This window comes from Sphingomonas sp. BK235, assembly GCF_004345855.1.
Taxonomy (GTDB): domain Bacteria; phylum Pseudomonadota; class Alphaproteobacteria; order Sphingomonadales; family Sphingomonadaceae; genus Sphingomonas.
In genome coordinates, this window is record NZ_SLXN01000015.1 from 1 (window position 1) to 19,292 (window position 19,292).

A 19,292-nucleotide genomic window follows, 5' to 3' on the forward strand; every position below is an offset into this window, starting at 1 on the left:
GGCGCTGGTCAGGCCGAGATGCGCGACCAGCTCGTTGCCGGCACCGACAAGCCGGCCGTTGGCAGCGAAGACTGCCAACGCTAGCTCGCGCACGTAATTGTTCATAACCGACATACGACAACGCGCTTCCCATATGACATCATCCTGTCAAATGAAGGCAAGGGCGTTCGGTTCCGCGGGTCGCGCAAGCTGACATTCAGAACGTCACACAACCGGTCGGGGGCAACGCCGGCGCCCGTACGGCTCGCGCACGGCTACTAGGTCCTAGATCCGTTCTGGAATGTTGCCCCCGAGATAAGCAACTTGCCTCGGCTGTGACCGCCATTGGCTCGGAAGCTGTCGTGCGTCGCCGGGGCACTTGATGTCCGCTATTGGGCGCAACCTGTCCGTCGCAGCCGATTGCGACACTTCCGCCCCTGGATTAACCAAGCGTCGCAAATGGGGGGAATCATGAAGAAGCTTTGGAAGGCGGCGCTGGCCGCCGTGATCTTCGTATGCGCGCCGGCCCACGCGGAGATCGTCGACTACACGATGACGGGGCGCGTGACGGGCGACCGCTATCCAAGCGGTGGCCCCGGCTATGACCCGAATACGCGCGCGATCGACGCGTTTGTGGCGCAGTACGAGCTCGGCACGCCTTACGCGCTGACCTTCTCCTACGACACCGCGTTTCGTTCGACCAATGTCTACGGACGCTACGCCACCTACGCCGACGTGCCTGTGGCAGCGACGATGTCGATAGAGAACGAGCTAAAGGCCCTGCCGCTCGCTAATCTTGTGGTCGGCTACGACACGATGTTCCAGCGCGAGCGCTTCGCCCTGTTCGGCAACAGCATCGGCGCCTGGACCCGCAATTTCTCAGGTTTCTCGCTGCTCAACTTCAGCTTCGAGGCGACCAGCGCTGAGCCGATCGGCCCCTCCCTGCCCGCAAACCTGTCGCTGGCGGCACATGCTGCCAACTACGCGCGGCTCGGCCTGTACCGCGACGATGTCGGCTTCTTCAGCATGCTTCTCAGCATCGACACGCTTGGCCGAAGCACTTCCGCAGTGCCGGAGCCGGAGACTTGGGCGCTGATGATCCTAGGCTTCGGCGTCGTGGGGGCGTCACTTCGCCGTCGTTCTATGGTAACTTCTCGCGCGTGACGGCAACGCGCGTTTGCGCTGCCGCATTCTGACCGATGAGCCAAGAGAGTGAGAGAGAGGGAGAAGGCATTCAGCTGCCTCCGCGGCGTGAGCGTGTCGCTCTCGCGGTCGCGGCCTATCTCCCGATCTTTCTCTTCCTTGCCACGGTGATCGCCTCCGTACTGTTGATTCCGGGTGACACGGTGCAGGTTGGGCGTCGCCGCGGTCCATACACCCTCGTGCCGACGCTTCCCGTGCAGATCGGCGTGCTGAGTGTCGCGGTTCCTTTGGCTGGCGTGGTCATAGCGAGGATGGCTCGCGGGGCTTACTGGCTATGGGCGACAAGGCAAGCGGAGCGGCCCGGCTTTGCCTTGGCGGCTGGCGAGATCATCGCGTGGCGGGGTAAGCAGGGGTTGCGCGGCATCGACCGGATCCGCTTAGGCATGGCAGTCCTGACGTGCATCGGGCCGGCGCTGTATGTCTGGTGGCTGTTGCACATCTGGACAGTGGCCAATCCATTAGTCTTGCAGCTTTTCTGGAGCTTCTGTGCCACAGTTGCACTTGGCGCTACGGTAGCGCCACTCATGTCGAAGCCCGGTCGCACCTTCGTCAACGATGTACTCGGCGAAATGGTCGTCACTGATCGGCGCATCGCCTGGTGCAGCCCGCGTGGCAGTCAATACAGGGAGATTCCGGGGGACGAGATCAGAGACGTCGCTTTTATCGAGGGCGATGGCCGCCGCGCCTGGATTGTCCTCACCCAGGTACGTCGTACCGAAGTCTCGGAGGTCGACCTGTTCGGTGTACCCGACCCAGCAGACGCAATCGAGGCGATCAGGCGGCTCGTGCCGTCCACGGAAGCCCTCGGCCAATAGACCGGTTTCGGCGGAGATATCGTTCGCCTACGTGCCATTCGCGCTCTCTGCCTCGAACCAACTAATGAAGCGCTGGCCTACCGTCCAAGCTTCGCTCGAAGGATGTGAAAGCTCAACATTCCGATTGCGACAACCGCACTGACGAGGATAGCGAATACAAGCGCCGCAATGGCTTGGCGAATGTTCGTGACGAAGATCCAGCCCCAGAACACCAGCCCCGCGATAAGCCATGACAGAGCGCTTCGCTTCATCGTGAGTGCAACCTAGCAGCCCACGTTGCTCCTGCCAATCGCTGGATAGATGTTTGATATTAGCAGGGAAAGCGGACCTAGAGCGGCGTGCCCTCGTCTAGTCGCCCTCTTTCTTTGAACACGTTTAGCGCTTCGCTGGCGCCATCGATGAGACGCTGCCAGATCGCCGTGCCTAGAAGATCGTTGACGGTGCTTGGCATCGGATCGGGGGTAGCGTCCGCAACAGAGTCCCAGATCCTGTTGAAACGTTTAAGCGCTTCCTGCTCTTGCGAAGAAAATTCTGGTTCAGAATACCAGTTCCAGTCAGCGCCTGGGATGAGGTCCTCCCATCTATAAATTAACTCGTCGGGTACGTGTGCCATGGAAATCCGACATTCATAGGCGCGCTGCTCAGCAGGCGACGCGGCTAACTCCAAATAGTCGATGATGTTGTTGCGAATACGCAGCTTAAGCGTGCGTTCCGGTATCACCTCGTCCATCCGGTCTTTTGTCCTCTGCGCACAGCGACTTATGCGTCCGTCACGTTCGCAGCACAACCTGGGCCAATGTCCGCTAGGGAGTTAGCTGACCGTCTGCTTCGGGGCGCTCACCTCAAGAAGCGGACCGTTTACTCCAGCAACGACCGATGACGAGCAGCGCCACTGGCGTTATGTAGAACCATGCCGCAATCACGGTCCAAAGCCCTATCCCCTCGAGCGAGCTTTCGTCACTTAACGTCGGCGAGAGGGGAACCTCCAGAAGGAAGGCGCTCAGCAAGCCATCGGGATGGCGCTTGCCAACCAAACGGCCCCAACGAGCCGGAACAGCCACAACTTAATCTGCGAAGGCTTGGAGGTCACGCCGGCAGAATGTCTGCTTTCAGGGCCGAGGTCCACCCCTCCCAGCGTCCGTATCTGGGCGTAAACGGACGATGGCGGAAGGTAGCAATCAGATCCAGCAGGCGTGAACGGCGACGTATGCCGAGGCCGCTTCGCTCACCAGACACCAGCGGAAGCGTAGACGATTGTGAGCCCTGCCATCATGACTGTAAGTACGGCGCTGTAAGAGGCAACCCAAGTAGCGCACGAACGACGTATGGAGCCGGCCTCGCTTCTGCGACGAACGCGGATGGCTACAGCCATCAGAGCGCCCCACATGAGTCCTAGAACGGGAATGATGTAGTCGCCTTCACCAGCTACAGCCATGATTGGGAGAGACGCTATCGCGGGCACGGTCGTCCAGGGTCCCGCCGCAGCCATCCCGGCAAGGCCAGCCTTTGATCGTTGCCGTTCAAGCCGTTCGGCTTCGAGCCAATCGTCGGGTCCGATCTTTGCCATGCCATCTCTTATTCGTCCTCCGGTGAGGTCCGCAACTGGCAGGAAAGCGGACGTTAAGGTGGTACTGGCAAGTTGCAGCTCCTCCTAACTCATGGCGGGGTCAGTGGATGAGGCTGCCGGTAAGGCTGACAGTTTTGCTCGTGGTGTGTGCCACTAAGACGCAAGCCGTCGTGAGTGGCTCCGAACAGAGAGTGGCGCTGAGCGGGATGGAGATAACAAAAGCCTTCACCGGCTTTTCAATCAGCTACTCTCCTAGCGGGTGGGCAGACGCCGGCATTCACGAGGAATACCACGAAGGCGGAATATGGAGGGGGTTCTACTACTCCCGCGGACCGGTGCCGTTTGCAGGGAAGTGGAGGGTGTCAAAGGGACAGCTTTGCGTATCTCCGGACGCCAGCGCTGTCGTCAGCCGCTGGTTCGTCGGCGAACGTTGCCGCACTGTGTGGCGCGACAATACAACCGGACAATTGCTTGTAAAGCACCTGAACCCGCGGCTCGATGATGGCCCTTATAGCGTCCAAGTTCGAGATCTTAGGCGCTAGTCAGTGTCTGCGTATGGGCGGTTTCGGACGCTAGAGGGCGTACTCGCCAAGGCCGCGCGCGACGAGCTCCTCATTGGAGAGGCGTGGCCCGCGCTTGAGCCTGTTGTTGCCGAGCGTGCGACGGTCGAGTTTGGGGACGGATGAAGCCGGGGAGGGTGCCTTAAACGGGCCGACGGGCTGCGCGGTACGCGCCGGCTCGTTGTTGTTGCGCTTGGCGTGATGCGGCTGAGCCTGCTGTATCACGCGGGCCAGCGCCAGCGCGGCGTCGAGGTGCTTGTTGTCGACCACGGCAGCCTGGTTCACGCGGCGCATCTTGTCGAACATGCGATAGGGCAGGACCTTGCCCTCGTGCTGGATCTCGAGCCGGCCATCCGGGTACTCGCACACGTCCACCTTCTTCCGCGCGAGCGCCTGCGTCGCAGGCGAGGGCTCGAGGATGAACATGGCCTTGTTGTAGTGCAAGGTGAGGGCGCCGGTGACGGTGCGCTGCTCGCGCCAGACGAGCTCCGCCTCCAGGTCTTCGTGGATGGCCAGCGGCCGGTGAAGGTCGCGCGGGTCGAACGGCGCCTTGGCGAACCGACGATTGTGCTGCGCCATGTAGGAGGGGAGGAAGGCATTGGCTTGGTCGATGGTGGAGATGAGGTGGAGCCGCATCGCCTTGACCAGACGGTCCTGCAGCGTCGCATTGACCCGCTCGACGCGCCCCTTCGCCTGCGGCGAGTTCGCGCAAATCAGCTCGATGTTGAGTCGGTCCAGCGCACGGCCGAGGTGGGTCATGCCGTCGCCCTTTGCCGAGGCCGTGTTGTTGCGGAAGGCGCTGTGCTTGTCGGTGTAGAAGGCGACCGGCTTGCCGTGCCGCTCGAGGTAGGTCCGCGTCGCGCGCATGTAAGAGAAGGTGCTCTCGCTCTCGACCATCTCGATGTGCATAAGCTCGCTGGTGGCATCGTCGATGAAGACCAGGAGCGTGCATTGCGGACCGCGGCCCTCGAACCACCAGTGCTTGGAGCCGTCGACCTGGATGAGCTCGCCGCGGCAGTCGCGCCGGTAGCGGGGCTGGTACGGGCGAGGGCGCTTGGCCGCACGGTCCTGCCACAGCCCGGCCTCCAGCATGATGCGCCGCAGGGTCTCGCACGACAGGCCGATACCGTGGCGCTCGGCAAGGTACTCGCGCGCCAGCGTCGGTCCGAAGTCGGCGTAGTGCTCGCGCACCAGCGTGACCACCTCGGCGCGAAAGGCGTCGCTGTAGCGTCGGTTGCTCGGGCGTCCTCGCTTGCGCGACACCAGGCCGCTGGCGCCGTCCTCTCGCAGGCGGCCCAGCAGCCGGTACACCTGCCGCCTCGCAAGGCCGAGCAGCTCCATCGCGTCCGCGACCCGGATCTCGCCGCGGTCGAGCCGCATCAGCGTGTCGAACCGGGTGATCTCAGCAGCACTCATCGCCAGCACCGTCATACAATGCGCGTCCTCGTTGCCGAGAACGGCTATGACACCGGCGACCCGCCGATAGCACCGCAGAGTGCCATTTCTATCTAGCGGGCTGGTGCCATTTGTACTTAGCGCTTACACGGGGCCAGATCGATAATAGAGCTTATGTTAAATAGAGGACGTGGTGCACGCCGACGTGCCCCACCTCGACGCCTGGTTCATCGACGAGGTCGATCCGACCGTCTCGCCCGTGAAGGCGAAGGGCGTCGGCGAGCTGGGCCTGACCGGCGTGGCGCCCGCGGTCGCGAATGCCGTCTACAACGCCACTGGTGTGCGCGTGCGGGAGTACCCGCTCACCCTCGACAAGCACCTCGATCGACTGCCAGCAATGGCCTCAGCGACTGCCTGAGCGAAGCGAGCTGGCGCTACGATAGCTTCGCCACTGCCCTCGCATGGTCGACAATTGTTCGGATGGTGCTGTCACCTTGGAAGACGCCGTACCACCCTTGGGGCTCGTGCGGCGGATCACCCATGTACTGGTGGTCGCCTTCCTTGAACCGGTAGTCGGGATGCTGGGCACGAGCCTCCCCGTTCCAAGCCCAGAAGTTGGTCCCGGCGATCGGCCCACCTGCTGCCATACTCGCCAGGGCTGACGAGTAGATCTGCCTGTAGAACCGGTCCTTGTACACGGTCGAAGCCGTCGGATCGTTGCTGCCGCCGTCTCTCGGGTATCCGAACTCCTCGATGACGAGGGGCTTCTGCAGTCTCGTGGCCAGGTCGACGTGCTCGCTCACGTAATCGGCAGTCAGCTCCTCGCCGCGTGCGTAGGTCCCGGGCAGGTCGTTCTGGTTGACCCACGTCCAGTTATTCGGCCAAATGTGAGCCGTCAGGTAGTCGATCTCGGGCGGATTGTGCTCGGCAAGAACGATCTCCGGCTGTTCCAAGGCACCCTTGAGGCCCTCGCTTCCCGTCGATACGAGGTGATTCGTATCCAGCGACTTGATCAATCGAGCGCTCTCCTGCACCCAACTGTAGAAGACCGGCAGGTTCGCGTGCGCGAGATCGCCAGCGGGCCGTGGCTCATTGGCAAGCTGCCACGCCATGATCGTCGGATCGTCGTGATAGCCCACCCCCGTGATCTTGTTTGTGCGCGTGACAAGCGCCTTGATCCAGTCGCGGTACAGCGTGTTGGCTCGCAGGCTTCGATAGAAGCTCGCGTTGGCATTCGCGAAGGCAGGCCATGGGTGCGCCGGATCGTTCATATCAACGAAGCGACCGCCGTTGACGTAGGAGAGGTACGTCATCATGCCGCCCGACCACTCCCAGAAGTTGGTCAGGCACAAGACCGCGCGGATACCTCTCTTACCCATCTCGGCGAGCGCGTAGTCGAGACCGCCCAGCAGCGCCTCGTTGAAGACGCCGCGTGCATTCCGGAAGCCAGGCTTGATGGAGTTCCGCAGAGGCCCCTCCTCCGCCGACGCCATGATCCGTAGATTGCGCACGCCCAGCGCCGCGAGCGTGTCGAGTTCGCGACCGAGACGTGCCCGATCGCCATACGAGGCGTCGGCGCCGAGGTAGGCAGCGTACCACATGTTTGCACCGACATAGCGATACGGCCTATCACCCAGCATCAAGCGCGAACCCACGCGCCGCACAAATGCGCTTAGGTCGGGCGGTGACGGATCTAGACTCGGAAGAGTCGCGCATCCCGCTGTTATCACACCGCCCAGCAGCAAGGCGCGCCGATCCATCTCGATCTTCAAGAAAAATCTCCCTGAGCTGACGCCCGTTCAACCCTCGCCATCTCGGTGCCGTGGCTCACGACGGCAGCCTCAGCGACCAATTGCCGCATCTCCATTTCCGCGCGGCCCGGATCGCCCACGCCTATGGCGTCCACCAGTGCCGCATAGATAGGCAATTCGTCTCGCGGGAGAGTGAGCCCGCTTTCCGCCAGCAACAGCCGCTGATCGGCTGCCGCCGATATTGCTGGCCCCATCGCCACAAGGGCAGGGCTGCGAGACGCGAGCAGGATGTGCCCGTGAAGGGCACGGGTGGCGCCGCCACGCTGTACGGTTCCGACGCGGCTCTGCCTGATCTCGCCCAACGTTCCTTGCAGCGCGTCCATGTCGTCCTGAGAGCGCCGTCGTGCCGCCACAGCGGCAGCTGCGGGCTCAATGATCGAGCTGAGCTCGACGATGCTGCGCGCAAGCCTTGGGTCGGGATCGTCAATCAGACCCCAGGCAAGTACCTCGGTGTCGATCATGTTCCAGCATCGTCGCGGCAGCACTGTTGTTCCGTGCCTTGGTCTGCTAGCCACAAGCCCTTTTGCGACGAGCATCCGTACGGCTTCCCGATAGGCCCCCCGAGAGACGCCGTAAGCGAGTGCTCCCGCCACCTCCCCATCGAGCACTTCTCCCGGCGCATAGCGGCCGGAGAGGATGGCGCGTCCTAGCGACTGGACCACCGAACCACGATGGCGTCGACCCGTACCGAGGCCTCTTGATGGAAGGATGCCTTCTGACACGTCAAAGCCCTAAGCCGACGACGTCAACATCGATCAAGCAGGCTTGACCGTGCGCAACTCGTATACCGACGCTGCCGATCCTGCCGATGTGAAGCGCACGGTCATAGTGTCGCGCCCGGCGATCAGCCTCCGCGGCAGCGGGTACTCGACAGCCACGAAGTCCTTGATCGGCTTGGCCAACCGCTTCTCTCGGATGAACGGCTCGCCGTTCACCTCGATGAGGAAGTCGGTATTCACATCCTCACCCCAGTAGAGGACGCGCAGTAGGTTCTCGCCCGAGCCCACCTTCAACGAGGACTCGACGAAGCTACCAGGGGTCCACCACGCCATCTGCATGCCCCGGCCAGCGTAGGACCAGATCTCGGTGTCTTGTGTCCTCAGCCCGTGTTGGCGCTCCTGCTGCCTGTCGGTGGGCTGAAGAAGGTCGATCGTGCGAGCCTCGACAGCGCGTCGCTCAGCCTCGTTGGAGGCATGGGCGCGCTCCTTGGCGGCCCATTCCTCATTTCGCATCAGCGGGAAGTACACTGCCGTACGACGACCATATTGCTCGAAGAAAGGCCTCAAGGTCACCTTGCCAGGCGCGGCGTCACGCAGCTCGAACACGTGCCTTCCCCGGTCTACTGGCTCCGGCGACGACGGCGGACCGGAAGCCAGCAGGGCTGGCGCCAGCCCGTGCCACGCGCCGATCTCGTCACCGAGATCTCCTGCCAGTACGACAGGCCCATGTCGGTAGGCGACCATGCGCGGATCGTCGGGCATTGATTCCACGGCAAGCGACATGGGCAAAGAGAGCTCGACCCTGTCACCTTGCTTCCAGCGACGGGTGAGCATGGCATAGCCACCGCTTCGACGGATCGGCGTCGATGAACCATTGACCTTGATGCTGGGCTCAGCTGCCCAGGCCGGCAGCCGCAGAGCGATCGTGAGCGGATCCTTCGCCGCCCGATTGACGTCGAGCTGGACCGTCTCCCCATAAGGGAATGCTGTCGACATGCGAACCCTGAGACCACGTTCCTTCCAGTCGAGCTCCGAAGGTATGAAGAGGTTGACGTAGAGAGCCGTTCCATTCTCCCAATAGATCGAGTCGCCGTGCTTGGCGTGGCTCTCCATGCCGGAGCCCACGCAGCACCAGAAGTGCTCGGTCGGTGACGAGAAGGTGCGTCGCGCACCCGAGCTGAGCGGCATGTAGTAGACGAAGGAGCCATCGGCCGGATTCTGCGACGCCATGACGTGGTTCAGGTGAGCGCGCTCGTAATAGTCGAACAGCTCCGCTCGAGGCTGCCACGCGTACAGATGCCTCGTCAGCTTGAGCATGTTGTAGGTGTTGCAGTGCTCGCACGTGCGATCGGAGACCCGCGTCGACAAATGGCGCGGCTTGCCGAAATGCTCCCGGTCGGAGTTGCCGCCGATTACGTAGGTGTGGTTCTCGACAACGGTGCGGTGGAAGAAGCGCGCGGCGTCTGCGTCACGCGGGTCGCCGGCAAGCTCGTAGAGCCGGGCCAGGCCGATGACCTTCGGGATCTGCGTGTTGGCGTGAAGCCCGGCCAGCTCGTCACGCCCAGCGGCCAGCGGATCCAGGACGGCCTTGTGTCGCAGCCTGCGGGCGAAGGCGAGATAGCGCGAGTCGTTCGTGACCGCGTACGCGTTCGCGAAGCTGTCGTTCAGTCCGCCGAACTCCTGGTCCAGGACAGTCTGGACCTCCGCGTCGGAGAGCGGCTGGAACACGCCCACCATGTAGTCGCTCATGCCTCGAAGAACCGGCATGGCCTCCGTGACGCCGGCCACCTGGATGGCGTCGATCACGCCCGCATGGACCTTGTGCCACGTGTAGAGGGGCACCCAGCTGTCGTTGAAGCCGCCGAGGACGGTCGTGTTCCGGCTGATCTTGCGCCGACGCAGCTCCTCGTAAGCGATCTTGCCGTCGATCGTCTGACCGTCGCGCACAAGGGTCGTCCCGCCGACGTAGCCGTCGCCGTGCGCGCGCTGGGTCTCGGCCAGCTCTGCGACGATATAGCGCAGCCGCCGATGCGCCTCCTCATCCCCCGTCTGCGCATGCAGCAGCGCCAGCGCCGACATGTAGTGGCCAAGCGTATGGCCGGCGATGCTCTGGTCCTCCCAGCCCGCGTAGATCGCGCCCTTCGGCTTCAGGCCAGCCCCCTTGCGGAAGTTGTGGAGGAGTCGATCCGGCTCAAGCGACATCATGTACTTGCGATTCGCCTCGACCGCGTCGGCCCAGATCGACGGCGTCAGCCTCACGCTACCCTGCGGGAGAGGACGCATCCTTGGACCCGGCGACGGGGCGGCAGCGATCGGCGTCGCTGCGGCTGCCGCCAGCACACTTCCGCCAAGAAGCAGGGTCCGGCGATCAACGGCTGTCGTGCCATCCATGCCGCGCTGCGTGTCCATGTCCATCATCTCGAACTCTCGATCTTTACCATCTTACATCGCGTCAGGCGCCGACCACCCAATCACCATGATCCACCGGGGTCTCGCGCTGCCCCGCCCGAGGGCGCATCGGACGGGGCTTGTGCCATTACAACCTCACGCGGACACCGGCGAAGATGCGGCGCTCGAACAGGTTCTGCAGATAGAATTGGTTCGGGAACTGCAGGTACCGCTCCTCGAACTCGTTGGTCAGGTTGGTGCCCTGCGCATATACGGTGAGCTTGGGCGTAATGTCGTAGCTGACCGACGCGTCGAGGTAGCCCTGCGGCTTGGCCCAGATCGCCAGATTGCTCTGGTTCGAGTTCTGGATCGTCTGGAAGCCGACGAAGCGCTCGCTCCGCCAGTTGTATGCCACACGTCCCTGGAAGGCGCCCTTCTGGTACAACCCGATGATGTTGTACTGATGCTTCGAGTTGTCCGGCACCGGCGTCTGTTCGCCGTTCAGGTCGGTGTTGGAGCTCTGGCTGTCGGAGTAGGTGTAGTTGGCGTTGATGCCGAAGCCGCTGAGCAGGCCAGGCAGGAAGTCGAACTGCTGCTGGTACCCAAACTCCAGCCCCTTGATCGTGCCGCCGCCTCCGTTCGCTGTCGTGGTCACCGGTCCGCCAAGGCGTACCACGCCATCCTGATCGGGGATAGGTTGGATCTGGGTGACGGTCTGAGGGAACGACTTTACCTTGAACAGGAAGGCGCCGACGCTCAGCAGCCCGCCCCGGCCGAAGTACCACTCGTACGACGCGTTGTAGTTGGTGGAGCGGTACGGCTCGAGGTCCGGATTGCCGGAGTTTCCGCTCGTGAACAGCGACGCGAAGAACGGCAGACCGGGGATGCGGGGCGGATCACCGTTCACGCCGTAATAGTAGTTCGCACCCGCGCCGATGTCGAAGAGGTTGAGAGCGCCAACGACCTTGGCGAAGGCGAAGCGTGCCCGCTGGTCGCTGGCGACGTCGAACGTCAGATTGGCGGACGGCAGCCAATCCGTATACTTCTTGGTGGCGGTGAGCTCCCGCTCCACCAGAATCACGCCGTTCCAGTTGCCGTTCGTACCGATGAACTCGGTCGGGTTGGTCAGGAAGGAGTGGATGGTGCGGTTTGTCCCGATCACGCGCACGCCGACGTTGCCGCCGAAAGGCATACCGAGGATGCCCTGCTCGCTGCGGAAGTTGGCCTGCACATACGCGGTGCTGGTCTTCTCCTCGACACGGAAGGTGCGAGTAGGGTCATCATAGGCGACGTTGCCGGGAAAGAGCGCGTTCTGGAACGCGAGCGGGTCATCCATGGCTCTTGGATCAATCGCCGGAATCCCGCCCGCGGGAACGCCGCCCAACGGACCGAAGTTGGAGAAGCTACCGACGTACTGTGACACCGAAGGGAACGGCAGGAGCGGCAGGATCGAGTAGCCGGCGACCGTCGGACCTTGGTGGAGGATGCCTGCATCCTTGTAGTAGTAGAGATCAGCCGGCGAGGTCAGATCGGCTCGGCCTGGTGCAAGGTAGCGGAATTCGCGGTGGCGAACGTCCCGCTTGCCGTACCGACCGCCGTAGTCGAACGACGTGATGAACGGGATCAGGTCGGTGGTGTCGTAGCTGATGTCGGCGCGGAAGGCGTCCAGCTTGGACTCCTCGGCCACGCCGTCCGCCCAGGTCGAGGTCAGGCTGTAATTGGCAGGGTTCGAGACGTCCGTGACGAAGCCGAGCTTCGGATACTTGCCGGTGTAGTCGATCGAGCCGACGACAGCCGGGAAGCCGTTGGGATTGGCGTAAACGCACTCGCCGCCGGGTTGCGAATTTGGCACCGAGCCGCAGGTGACCGGACCACCACGAGGCAACACGCCGTTCAGCGTCGGCAGGCTGTCCACGAAGGACTGCTCGTAGTTGTTGGTCGCCTTGCCATGTACCCATCGCACCGTCGCCTTCAGCCGTTCGCCGGCGTCGTACTTGAGCTCCAGATTGGTGTTGTACGCCTCTGACGTCGCCGGCCGATTGTACGAGCTCGTACGCCACCGAGGCTCGCTGAACGAACCGACCTGCACGACGCCATTCTCGTCGACCTGCGAGCCGCCCAGCAGCGCCAACGAGTTGTAGCCGCTGTTGAACTGCACACCCACGTTGCGGGTGCGATTCTCCAAACGGTTGTACGCGGCGTCCCCGGTGAGAGTGAAGGCGCTGCCGATCAGGACCTGGGCTGAGCCGTTCAGGCCATACCGCTTGCGCGCGACGCTCTGGTTAGAGAACGTCACCACGTCGGGTTGGTAGTAGTAGGCGCCGCCGGCCGCAGGGCTGAAGGGCGTGCCCTGCGCAGTGGTGGCTCGCCAGCTGTTCCCGGCATCGTACGAGATGTTCGCCAGGGTTGAGTTCGAGTAGGAGCCGGACAGCAGCGCGCCCCAGCGCTCACCGTGCCAGCCGACCAGCGCCGAGTACAGCTCGTTGAGCTTCTTCGTTCGGCTGCCGTAATTGCCCTCGACGTTCGCAGCCGCCGTCAGCCCACGCGTGAGGTCGAAGGGACGACGCGTCTTGAGCGAGATGGTGCCGCTGACACCACCCTCGAGCTGGCTCGCCGTAGGCGACTTGAAGACGTCGACGCCTGAGAACAGGGTCGGTGGGATGTCCGACAAATCCGGCTGCGCATTGATGATGCCTTGACCACCCAGGAACTGCTCGCCGTTCAAGGTGACCAGCACCTGCGGCAGACCGCGGATGTTGACGGTCGATCCCTCGCCAGCCGAGCGGCCGATCTGCACGCCTGGGACTCGCTGAAGGCTGTCGGCGATGGTCGTGTCGGGCAGCTTGCCGATGTCCTCGGCAACGATGCTGTCGACGATCTGAGGTGCGTTGCGCTTGATGTCGATGGCCGCCCGCTGAGCGCCACGCACACCGAGAACGACAACGTCGTCGACAGCCTGCTCCGGCTCCTCGACGGCGTCGATCGTGCCCTGAGCGGCTAAAGGAGCTGCCTGCTGCTGCGCAACGACGGCTGCCGTCCGCATGTAGCCGCCAATGACGAAGCCACCGCCTGCGCCGCTATGCGCGGCGAGGCCGGAGCCGCGAAGTAGCAACTGGAGCGCCTGCTCGCTCGTCATGCTGCCGCGGACCGGATTCGCATGTCGGCCCGCCACTGTCTGGGGCGTGAAGACGATTTGCTCGCCTGCCTGGCGACCAAGCCTCGTCAGCGCCTGCCCAAGGTCCTGTGCCGGCACGTCGAAGGGTATGACCCTCTGCAACTGACCGGCCGCCGGCAGCGCGCCGCAGGCCGCCAGGGCCGTGCCCCCGAGAGCGATTGACCGTAGCGTACGATGAACCTTCATGTCCTCTCCCCATCACGGCGGCCTATGACGGCCGCTCAGTGATCAAGGACGCAGCGATTTCGAAAACCCGTACTTTACTCCGACTTTTTTTCCCGCGGCTCAATCACGATACCCTCACTGGTGCCTCTACCGCTGACCGGCAGAACCTGGGCGATCGATGCAACGAAGCGCTCGGGCGAGCCCGTCCGGTAGATGCCGCTCAATCGCAGTGCGCCGATGCGACTGTCGGTCAGGCGAAGCGATCGAGCGGACGTCTCGTTTATCTGCTCGACCGCATTCGCGAGCGTCACATCGTTGAACTCGACAAGGCCCTTGCGCCATAGAAGGGCGGCTTCTGCATCTGTCGTTTGCACACGGATGTCGCCGACGCGGTTCTTCAGCAGCTCCTGGCCTTGGGTCAATATGACAGCGGCCGAGCGTGGATCGGCTTCGGCGTTTACAGCAACGCGGCCTTCGACGAGGACGACCCGGAAGGCCTCTTTCGCCATCTTGACATCGAAGACCGTCCCCAACGCCGTAACGGCGCTGTTGCCTGCACGGACCACGAACGGCCTGTGCTTGTCCTTCGCTACCTCGAAGAGTGCCTGTCCCCTGCACAGCTGCACATGCCGGCCCGCTTGATCGAAGGTGACTTCCAGAGCGGTGTCGCTGTTGAGGCTGACGACGGTACCGTCAGAGAGGGAAGCAGTGGCGCGCTCGCCACGCTGGGTCTCGTACCTGCTCGTGAGGCTAGTGCGTCCGCCGCTCAGGTCCGACCAGAGGCTCGAGCGGGCGATGATGAGGACCCCACCTGGAACGGAGATGAGCGCCAGAGCAGCCGCCATCGACCTCACCCAGGAACGTCTTGCACCTCCCGCCGAGCGAGCGGCCGCCCTCATCGCTTCGAGGTGAGGATCGTCGGCGTTGTCGAACAAGGCCAACAAGTCACCGGTCGCCTGCCACGCAGCCTCATGCGCCTGCGATGTGGCTCGCCAGCGTCCAAACTCCGCATTCTCCTGCGCGTTCATGTCGCCACGATCGTACCGAACCCGCCAGTAGGCTGCCGCCTCCCCAGGCGCGGTTGACGAGGGTGCAGGTGGGCTGCCCTGATCGCTCATGAACCACCCATCCGTTCGGTCAGGAAGGCAATCGCGCGCTGCATGTGCTTTTCGGCCGAACTCACCGATATACCCAGCTGTGAAGCGATGTCGTTGTAGCGCATGCCTTCCAATCGCCTCAGCACGAAGACGTGCCGGGTCCGCTCCGGCAGTTCCAGAAGCGCCACGCCAACCTGTCGGAGACGCTCCTTACCGTCAAAGACGCGATCCGGAGCGAAATCCTCACCTGCGTGGTGGTTGCTATCGAACGGGCCGTGCGCGTCGGCCGCTCGGACCTGCCTCCTCCTCGCGCGATCCTGCAGCACGCTTGCGGCGGTCTCGAATATGTAGCCTGCGAGGTTTGCAACGTCACCCAAACCTCCTCGCCTGGCAAGGCGGACGAAGACGTCTTGGACGAGGTCCTCTGCCTCGGCCTGGTCGCGAACGCGCCGGACAAAATACCGATGCAACGAGGAGCGGAACCGCTCAACCTCGCTGATCCCGAGTAGGTTCTCTGAGGGCGTCGCGCCAGATTGCAGGTCGGTCATTGTAAAAGGCTACCGACGTATCGCATGGACCCGGTTATGTGTCGTCCGCACTCGGACCGGTGAGATCTAACGCCGTCCTAGCGGACATAAGGCTGTAAGGCAGCACCTATTTCGTCGACGATCGCAGGCCACATGCCGGGCGTGCTGCCAAGGCATGAGCGCGCCATGCGGACATTCCGCCGCATGTCGATTACGCATCGACGTCTATCTCCGGATAGTACGGCATGGTGCCGTTCAGCATCCTGATGGCAACCTGTGCCGAGTAGTGGTTGTTGTCGCTCAAAGGAGGTCGATCACGGCGCTGAGCGTGAGCGGACCGATCGCCGCCCCCCCACCTGTAAAGCTGTGCTCTTCATCAGCTCGTCGCGGGTACGCTTTACGTGTACCTTACGAAGACCGGCGCCAGGCTGGTACTGCAAAGGCCTTTCGACGTCGTAAAAAGGACCAACCCTTCGGGCACCGAGTATCAAAGACCGGAGCACGTTCATCCTCGCCCACGAGGGTGCCCCAGGCTTGATCAGCCGACCGTTGCGTCTTCGCCGCCTGCGGGCCCCTCCCTCTCGCGTCGACACCCACTTGCGGTCGTTCAGCGCCTCTCGCAAGGTTCCCAACTTCGGTCATTCATTCAGCTTCACCGGTACCCTCATTCCACCCGACATTACCACGCGCTGCAAGCGATCAGAGAGCCTGCTGGAGTTTGTCGAGGATCTGAGTCTCCTGGCGCTCGATGTAGTCGCGAAGACCTTTAATGAGCGGCCGGAACGCACAGACGAAGCCGCGCTGGTCATGCTCGATGCGGGCACTCGGCCAGGCGCTGTTGAGGCAGACCAGAGCAGCACGCCATTGTTGCAGCTCGCGATGTAAGGTGGCAGCGATGCGCGGGCATAAATGTCCTGCGTCGACGGCCGCTCGGATGTTTCTGCCCTCCTCCTCGCAGTGTGTATTCACCAATCGAGAGAAGCTCAGCCTTAGTCGGCCGATACTGTCACGCCGGCATGGCTGCTGCGCTGACGTTTCAGCGAGGATCGCGGCAGCGAGATCGAGCAGCTGGCGGTGCTCCGCAACGTGGATAGCCTTCATGAACTTATCCGCTTTGGTGACCGACAAGATCGTTGGATTGGTCGCAAGGCGTTAACGCGCCTTGTCGCCTGCTAGCTCGACTGCTGGCTATACGACCTTTGTAGGACGGCAACGCGCATTGCGCGCTGTTCGGCCGGGGCGTGCATGATCGCACCGTTTCACGGTAACGCGGCTTCTTATGATCTCAATCTGTCACCGTCAGGGTTGAGGGCGACATGTCTTTTCCGCCCCTAGAACACGCGCCTCAACACGAGGATCCCTACGCCGAGCGGGTCGCTAGCCTGTTCGCAACGAGAATGCCCGCGACCGTTATGAGCGCGCTCTTCCTGCTAGTGGCCACGCTTGTGTCCCTGCGCTCGCGCGATGGCGTCGCGTCGCTGCTCCTGATAGTCGGCGTAGCAGCCAGCGGCTGGCGACTACGACTCCTTTATCGCGGCCAAGCGCGATGCGGTGCAGCGGTCTTGTCGAGGGATGACGCGGTCAAGCTGGAGCGCCGATTCGGCGCGTCCTACCTCGTCTTTGCAGCGTTGTTCGGCTGCTTTGCTGCACGGGCGCTGATGATACCCATCCCATCGCTTCACCTTTCAGTCGCGATTTTGGTTGTGGGCTATGCCGCGGGTGCCGTCGCCACCACGGCCTTACGGCCGCTGATCGCCGGGGGAAGCGTCCTGGTGGCGGTTCTGCCGCCCGTCCTGGTCTTGGCCTCGGGGGCAGAGCCCGACCATGCTGTCGCTCCGTTGTGCCTCGTCGCGCTGCTGACAGGGGGGCTCCGTAGTCTAGCCAAGCGCCACCTCGCTCAGGAGCGGCAGTCCGCTACCAGTTCCGCCGTCGCCGCGCTCGCGCGCCGCGACCACCTGCCCGGCTTGATGAACCGCTTCGCGCTGGCAGAGGCGATCGCGAACTCGGATCGAATAGGTGCGGCCGAGGGCAGCTATGCGCTTCACTACCTTGATCTCGACGGTTTCAAGCAAATCAATGACCAGCTCGGTCATGCTGTCGGCGATGCGCTCCTTTGTGCTGTGGGCGAACGCCTGACGGCCTCGGCTCGACGCGGTGACGCTGTCGCGCGTCTCGGTGGAGACGAATTCGTCGTCATACAAAACGGTGCTTCTTCGACGAGCGCGGTCACCGATCGGGCTCACGAGATCGTGCAGCGGTTGAGCACCCCTTACCAGATCAACGGGCAGGCTGTCAGCGTCGGCGCCAGCATCGGCTCGAGCCGGCCGTCCAGCCGTGCCGGCGATATGAATTTCCTCCTCGAGGAAGCAGACACGGCGCTGCGGCGTCACAAGCGCGCTCGTGCCGCATGTGCCTCATCGGTCCGGCGGCATCGGCTTAGCGCCCGCGCCTAGGCCCTTAAGCTGCTTCATGGCCGTGGAAAGCGCTCGCAAGTCAACGAGCCAACCGAATGTGGGCGCCTCGACGGCGAGATCCCCATCACTGCAAATATCCCGAGACGCATTCTCTGTGACGTCTAGTGGCCTAACCCGAGAATCGCGCCCCCGATCAGGATGCCGCTCGGACCTCGAGCCGAGATCGTAAAGCCGAGCTCACTCGCATCGTCGCCGTAAAAGCCGCCGGCCACCGCCCCGTACTGAACCATGTTACCCGTGCCAGTCACCTGGATCGAGCGAGTGACCAATTTGCCGCCGACAATGTCCGCAACGAAGTCAATGGTCAGCGCAGTTCCACGATTGTCGGTGCGCTCATATTGCGAGAGCTTGATCAGCCCGGTGACGTATGGCTGCGCACCATCATAGTAGACGTTGAGCACGCAGTCGCCCACGATCCGACTAGATGCCTCGCCGGTCGGGTACACCGTTCCAAAAAGCTCGCCAACGTAACGCGAGCTCCCCTTCTGCGGGACAGAGCTCGTTAGCGTGTTCGAACCGAAGATGCGTATGCCGCGGTAGTTCGGGTTCCCAATCTCCAGCAGGCGTGCGTGCTTGGGCAGCATACCGGTCGTGCCACTGGTGCCCGGAAGCTTCTCGACCGTTTCTGCGAGCGGCATAGCGAGCGGTTCGGAGTCACTCGCCGACGTCCACATCAACACTGGCATCTGTCGCGGCAGCGCCCCCATCTGTGTGAACCGCAGAACGGAAGACGCCTGATAGGTCGCTGGCGATGCTGAGATGCTGATGCCGCTGTGCGAGCCAAAGCCGCTGGCTCTGATCGTTTCGTTGCCATCAAGGCGGAAGTCTTCGAAGCGTATAGCTGCCGGCGCCTGCGGATCCGACACGATGACCGGAGAGGAGCTTTCCGCGGGGATCGACATCTGCAGCACGCCCGACGCGTCGGTGTCGACGCCAACCTCGACCGTCGTGAAGCTGAGCGCCCTTGGTATCGGAGCTGGTGTCGGCGTCGCAGCGGGCGGCGCAGGCGCCGCCGCCTGGGTCGAAGCGGTTGGCCCTGTTGACGCCCCCCCACCTCCGCCCCCACAAGCTGCGATCGCGAGACACGCCGTTAACATCAAGCCGTGCTTGGAGATGACAATCGGTCGATGGGAAAGGGTCAAGGCAACCTCCTGAGAGACGCCATGACGAGCCGGAGCTATTGATTGGTTAAGCGCCCTGCCATATCAGACCGAAGTCGGAGGTGTTGCGGCAGAACGCCATTGCGGGTGAAAAGGCGCCACGCCGGCTGTCGCCCGTGAGCATCTGCTTTGATGGAACTATTCGCTAGCGGACGCCGTCAGCTGAGCAGCTTCGTCACACCTTGCCTGGATTGGTTGGCCTGGGCGAGCATGGTGATCGATGTTCGGGTGAGGACCCGATCTGTCGATCGATGAGC

General features: G+C 63.0%; 13 protein-coding genes and 1 pseudogene. 4 read left to right on the plus strand and 10 right to left on the minus strand.

Translation table 11 applies throughout. From position 1 onward, the window contains the following. Positions 1-450 precede the first annotated feature (450 nt). Complete coding sequence (locus tag EV292_RS23280; RefSeq protein WP_243693908.1) at positions 451-1,143, plus strand: PEPxxWA-CTERM sorting domain-containing protein; 693 nt, start codon at positions 451-453, stop codon at positions 1,141-1,143. Between the two features lie 35 nt (positions 1,144-1,178). Continuing rightward, positions 1,179-1,997 (plus strand): hypothetical protein, encoded by an 819-nt coding sequence (locus EV292_RS21530; RefSeq protein WP_132911328.1) that lies wholly within the window; start codon positions 1,179-1,181, stop codon positions 1,995-1,997. Between the two features lie 328 nt (positions 1,998-2,325). Here EV292_RS21530 and EV292_RS21535 read toward each other — a convergent pair whose 3' ends face one another. Together EV292_RS21535 and EV292_RS21540 are read right to left on the minus strand one after the other, a co-directional pair. Further along, entirely contained in the window at positions 2,326-2,727 is a 402-nt protein-coding gene (locus EV292_RS21535) for a hypothetical protein (protein WP_132911329.1), read from the minus strand. 1,409 nt (positions 2,728-4,136) lie between these two features. Further along, positions 4,137-5,555, minus strand: coding sequence for an ISNCY family transposase (locus EV292_RS21540; RefSeq protein ID WP_132911330.1), 1,419 nt, complete (start codon positions 5,553-5,555; stop codon positions 4,137-4,139). A gap of 157 nt (positions 5,556-5,712) precedes the next feature. Between EV292_RS21540 and EV292_RS21545 the strand changes: the two are divergent. Continuing rightward, positions 5,713-5,937, plus strand: a pseudogene (locus tag EV292_RS21545) (hypothetical protein); the annotation flags it as partial. Between the two features lie 16 nt (positions 5,938-5,953). Here the strand turns inward: EV292_RS21545 and EV292_RS21550 are convergent. The 7 genes from EV292_RS21550 to EV292_RS21580 form a co-directional block, all read right to left on the minus strand. Continuing rightward, complete coding sequence (locus EV292_RS21550; RefSeq protein WP_207913533.1) at positions 5,954-7,291, minus strand: mannanase; 1,338 nt, start codon at positions 7,289-7,291, stop codon at positions 5,954-5,956. Continuing rightward, positions 7,288-7,791: an FCD domain-containing protein gene (locus EV292_RS21555; protein WP_243693909.1), complete on the minus strand. Its 504-nt coding sequence runs from the start codon at positions 7,789-7,791 to the stop codon at positions 7,288-7,290. Before EV292_RS21555 ends, EV292_RS21550 begins: the two co-directional genes overlap by 4 nt. A gap of 294 nt (positions 7,792-8,085) precedes the next feature. Further along, the gene (locus EV292_RS21560) at positions 8,086-10,467 is read right to left on the minus strand and encodes a glycoside hydrolase family 127 protein (protein ID WP_132911332.1); all 2,382 of its coding nucleotides are present in this window, start codon (positions 10,465-10,467) and stop codon (positions 8,086-8,088) included. A 118-nt stretch (positions 10,468-10,585) separates the two neighbouring features. Beyond that, positions 10,586-13,798: a TonB-dependent receptor gene (locus EV292_RS21565; RefSeq protein ID WP_207913535.1), complete on the minus strand. Its 3,213-nt coding sequence runs from the start codon at positions 13,796-13,798 to the stop codon at positions 10,586-10,588. 74 nt (positions 13,799-13,872) lie between these two features. Next, positions 13,873-14,895 carry a FecR domain-containing protein gene (locus EV292_RS21570; protein WP_132911333.1) on the minus strand — a complete coding sequence of 341 codons (1,023 nt, stop codon included), beginning with the start codon at positions 14,893-14,895 and terminating at the stop codon, positions 13,873-13,875. Next, on the minus strand, positions 14,892-15,422 hold the full coding sequence (locus tag EV292_RS21575; protein WP_132911334.1) for a sigma-70 family RNA polymerase sigma factor: 531 nt from the start codon (positions 15,420-15,422) through the stop codon (positions 14,892-14,894). Before EV292_RS21575 ends, EV292_RS21570 begins: the two co-directional genes overlap by 4 nt. A 678-nt stretch (positions 15,423-16,100) precedes the next feature. Next, positions 16,101-16,502, minus strand: coding sequence for a hypothetical protein (locus EV292_RS21580; protein WP_165927235.1), 402 nt, complete (start codon positions 16,500-16,502; stop codon positions 16,101-16,103). Between the two features lie 311 nt (positions 16,503-16,813). Here EV292_RS21580 and EV292_RS23415 point away from each other — a divergent pair, with 311 nt between their 5' ends. After that, on the plus strand, positions 16,814-17,854 hold the full coding sequence (locus EV292_RS23415) for a diguanylate cyclase (RefSeq protein WP_279432448.1): 1,041 nt from the start codon (positions 16,814-16,816) through the stop codon (positions 17,852-17,854). Positions 17,855-17,976: 122 nt separating this feature from the next. Here EV292_RS23415 and EV292_RS21590 read toward each other — a convergent pair whose 3' ends face one another. After that, on the minus strand, positions 17,977-18,786 hold the full coding sequence (locus tag EV292_RS21590; RefSeq protein WP_132911337.1) for a hypothetical protein: 810 nt from the start codon (positions 18,784-18,786) through the stop codon (positions 17,977-17,979). Positions 18,787-19,292 lie beyond the last annotated feature (506 nt).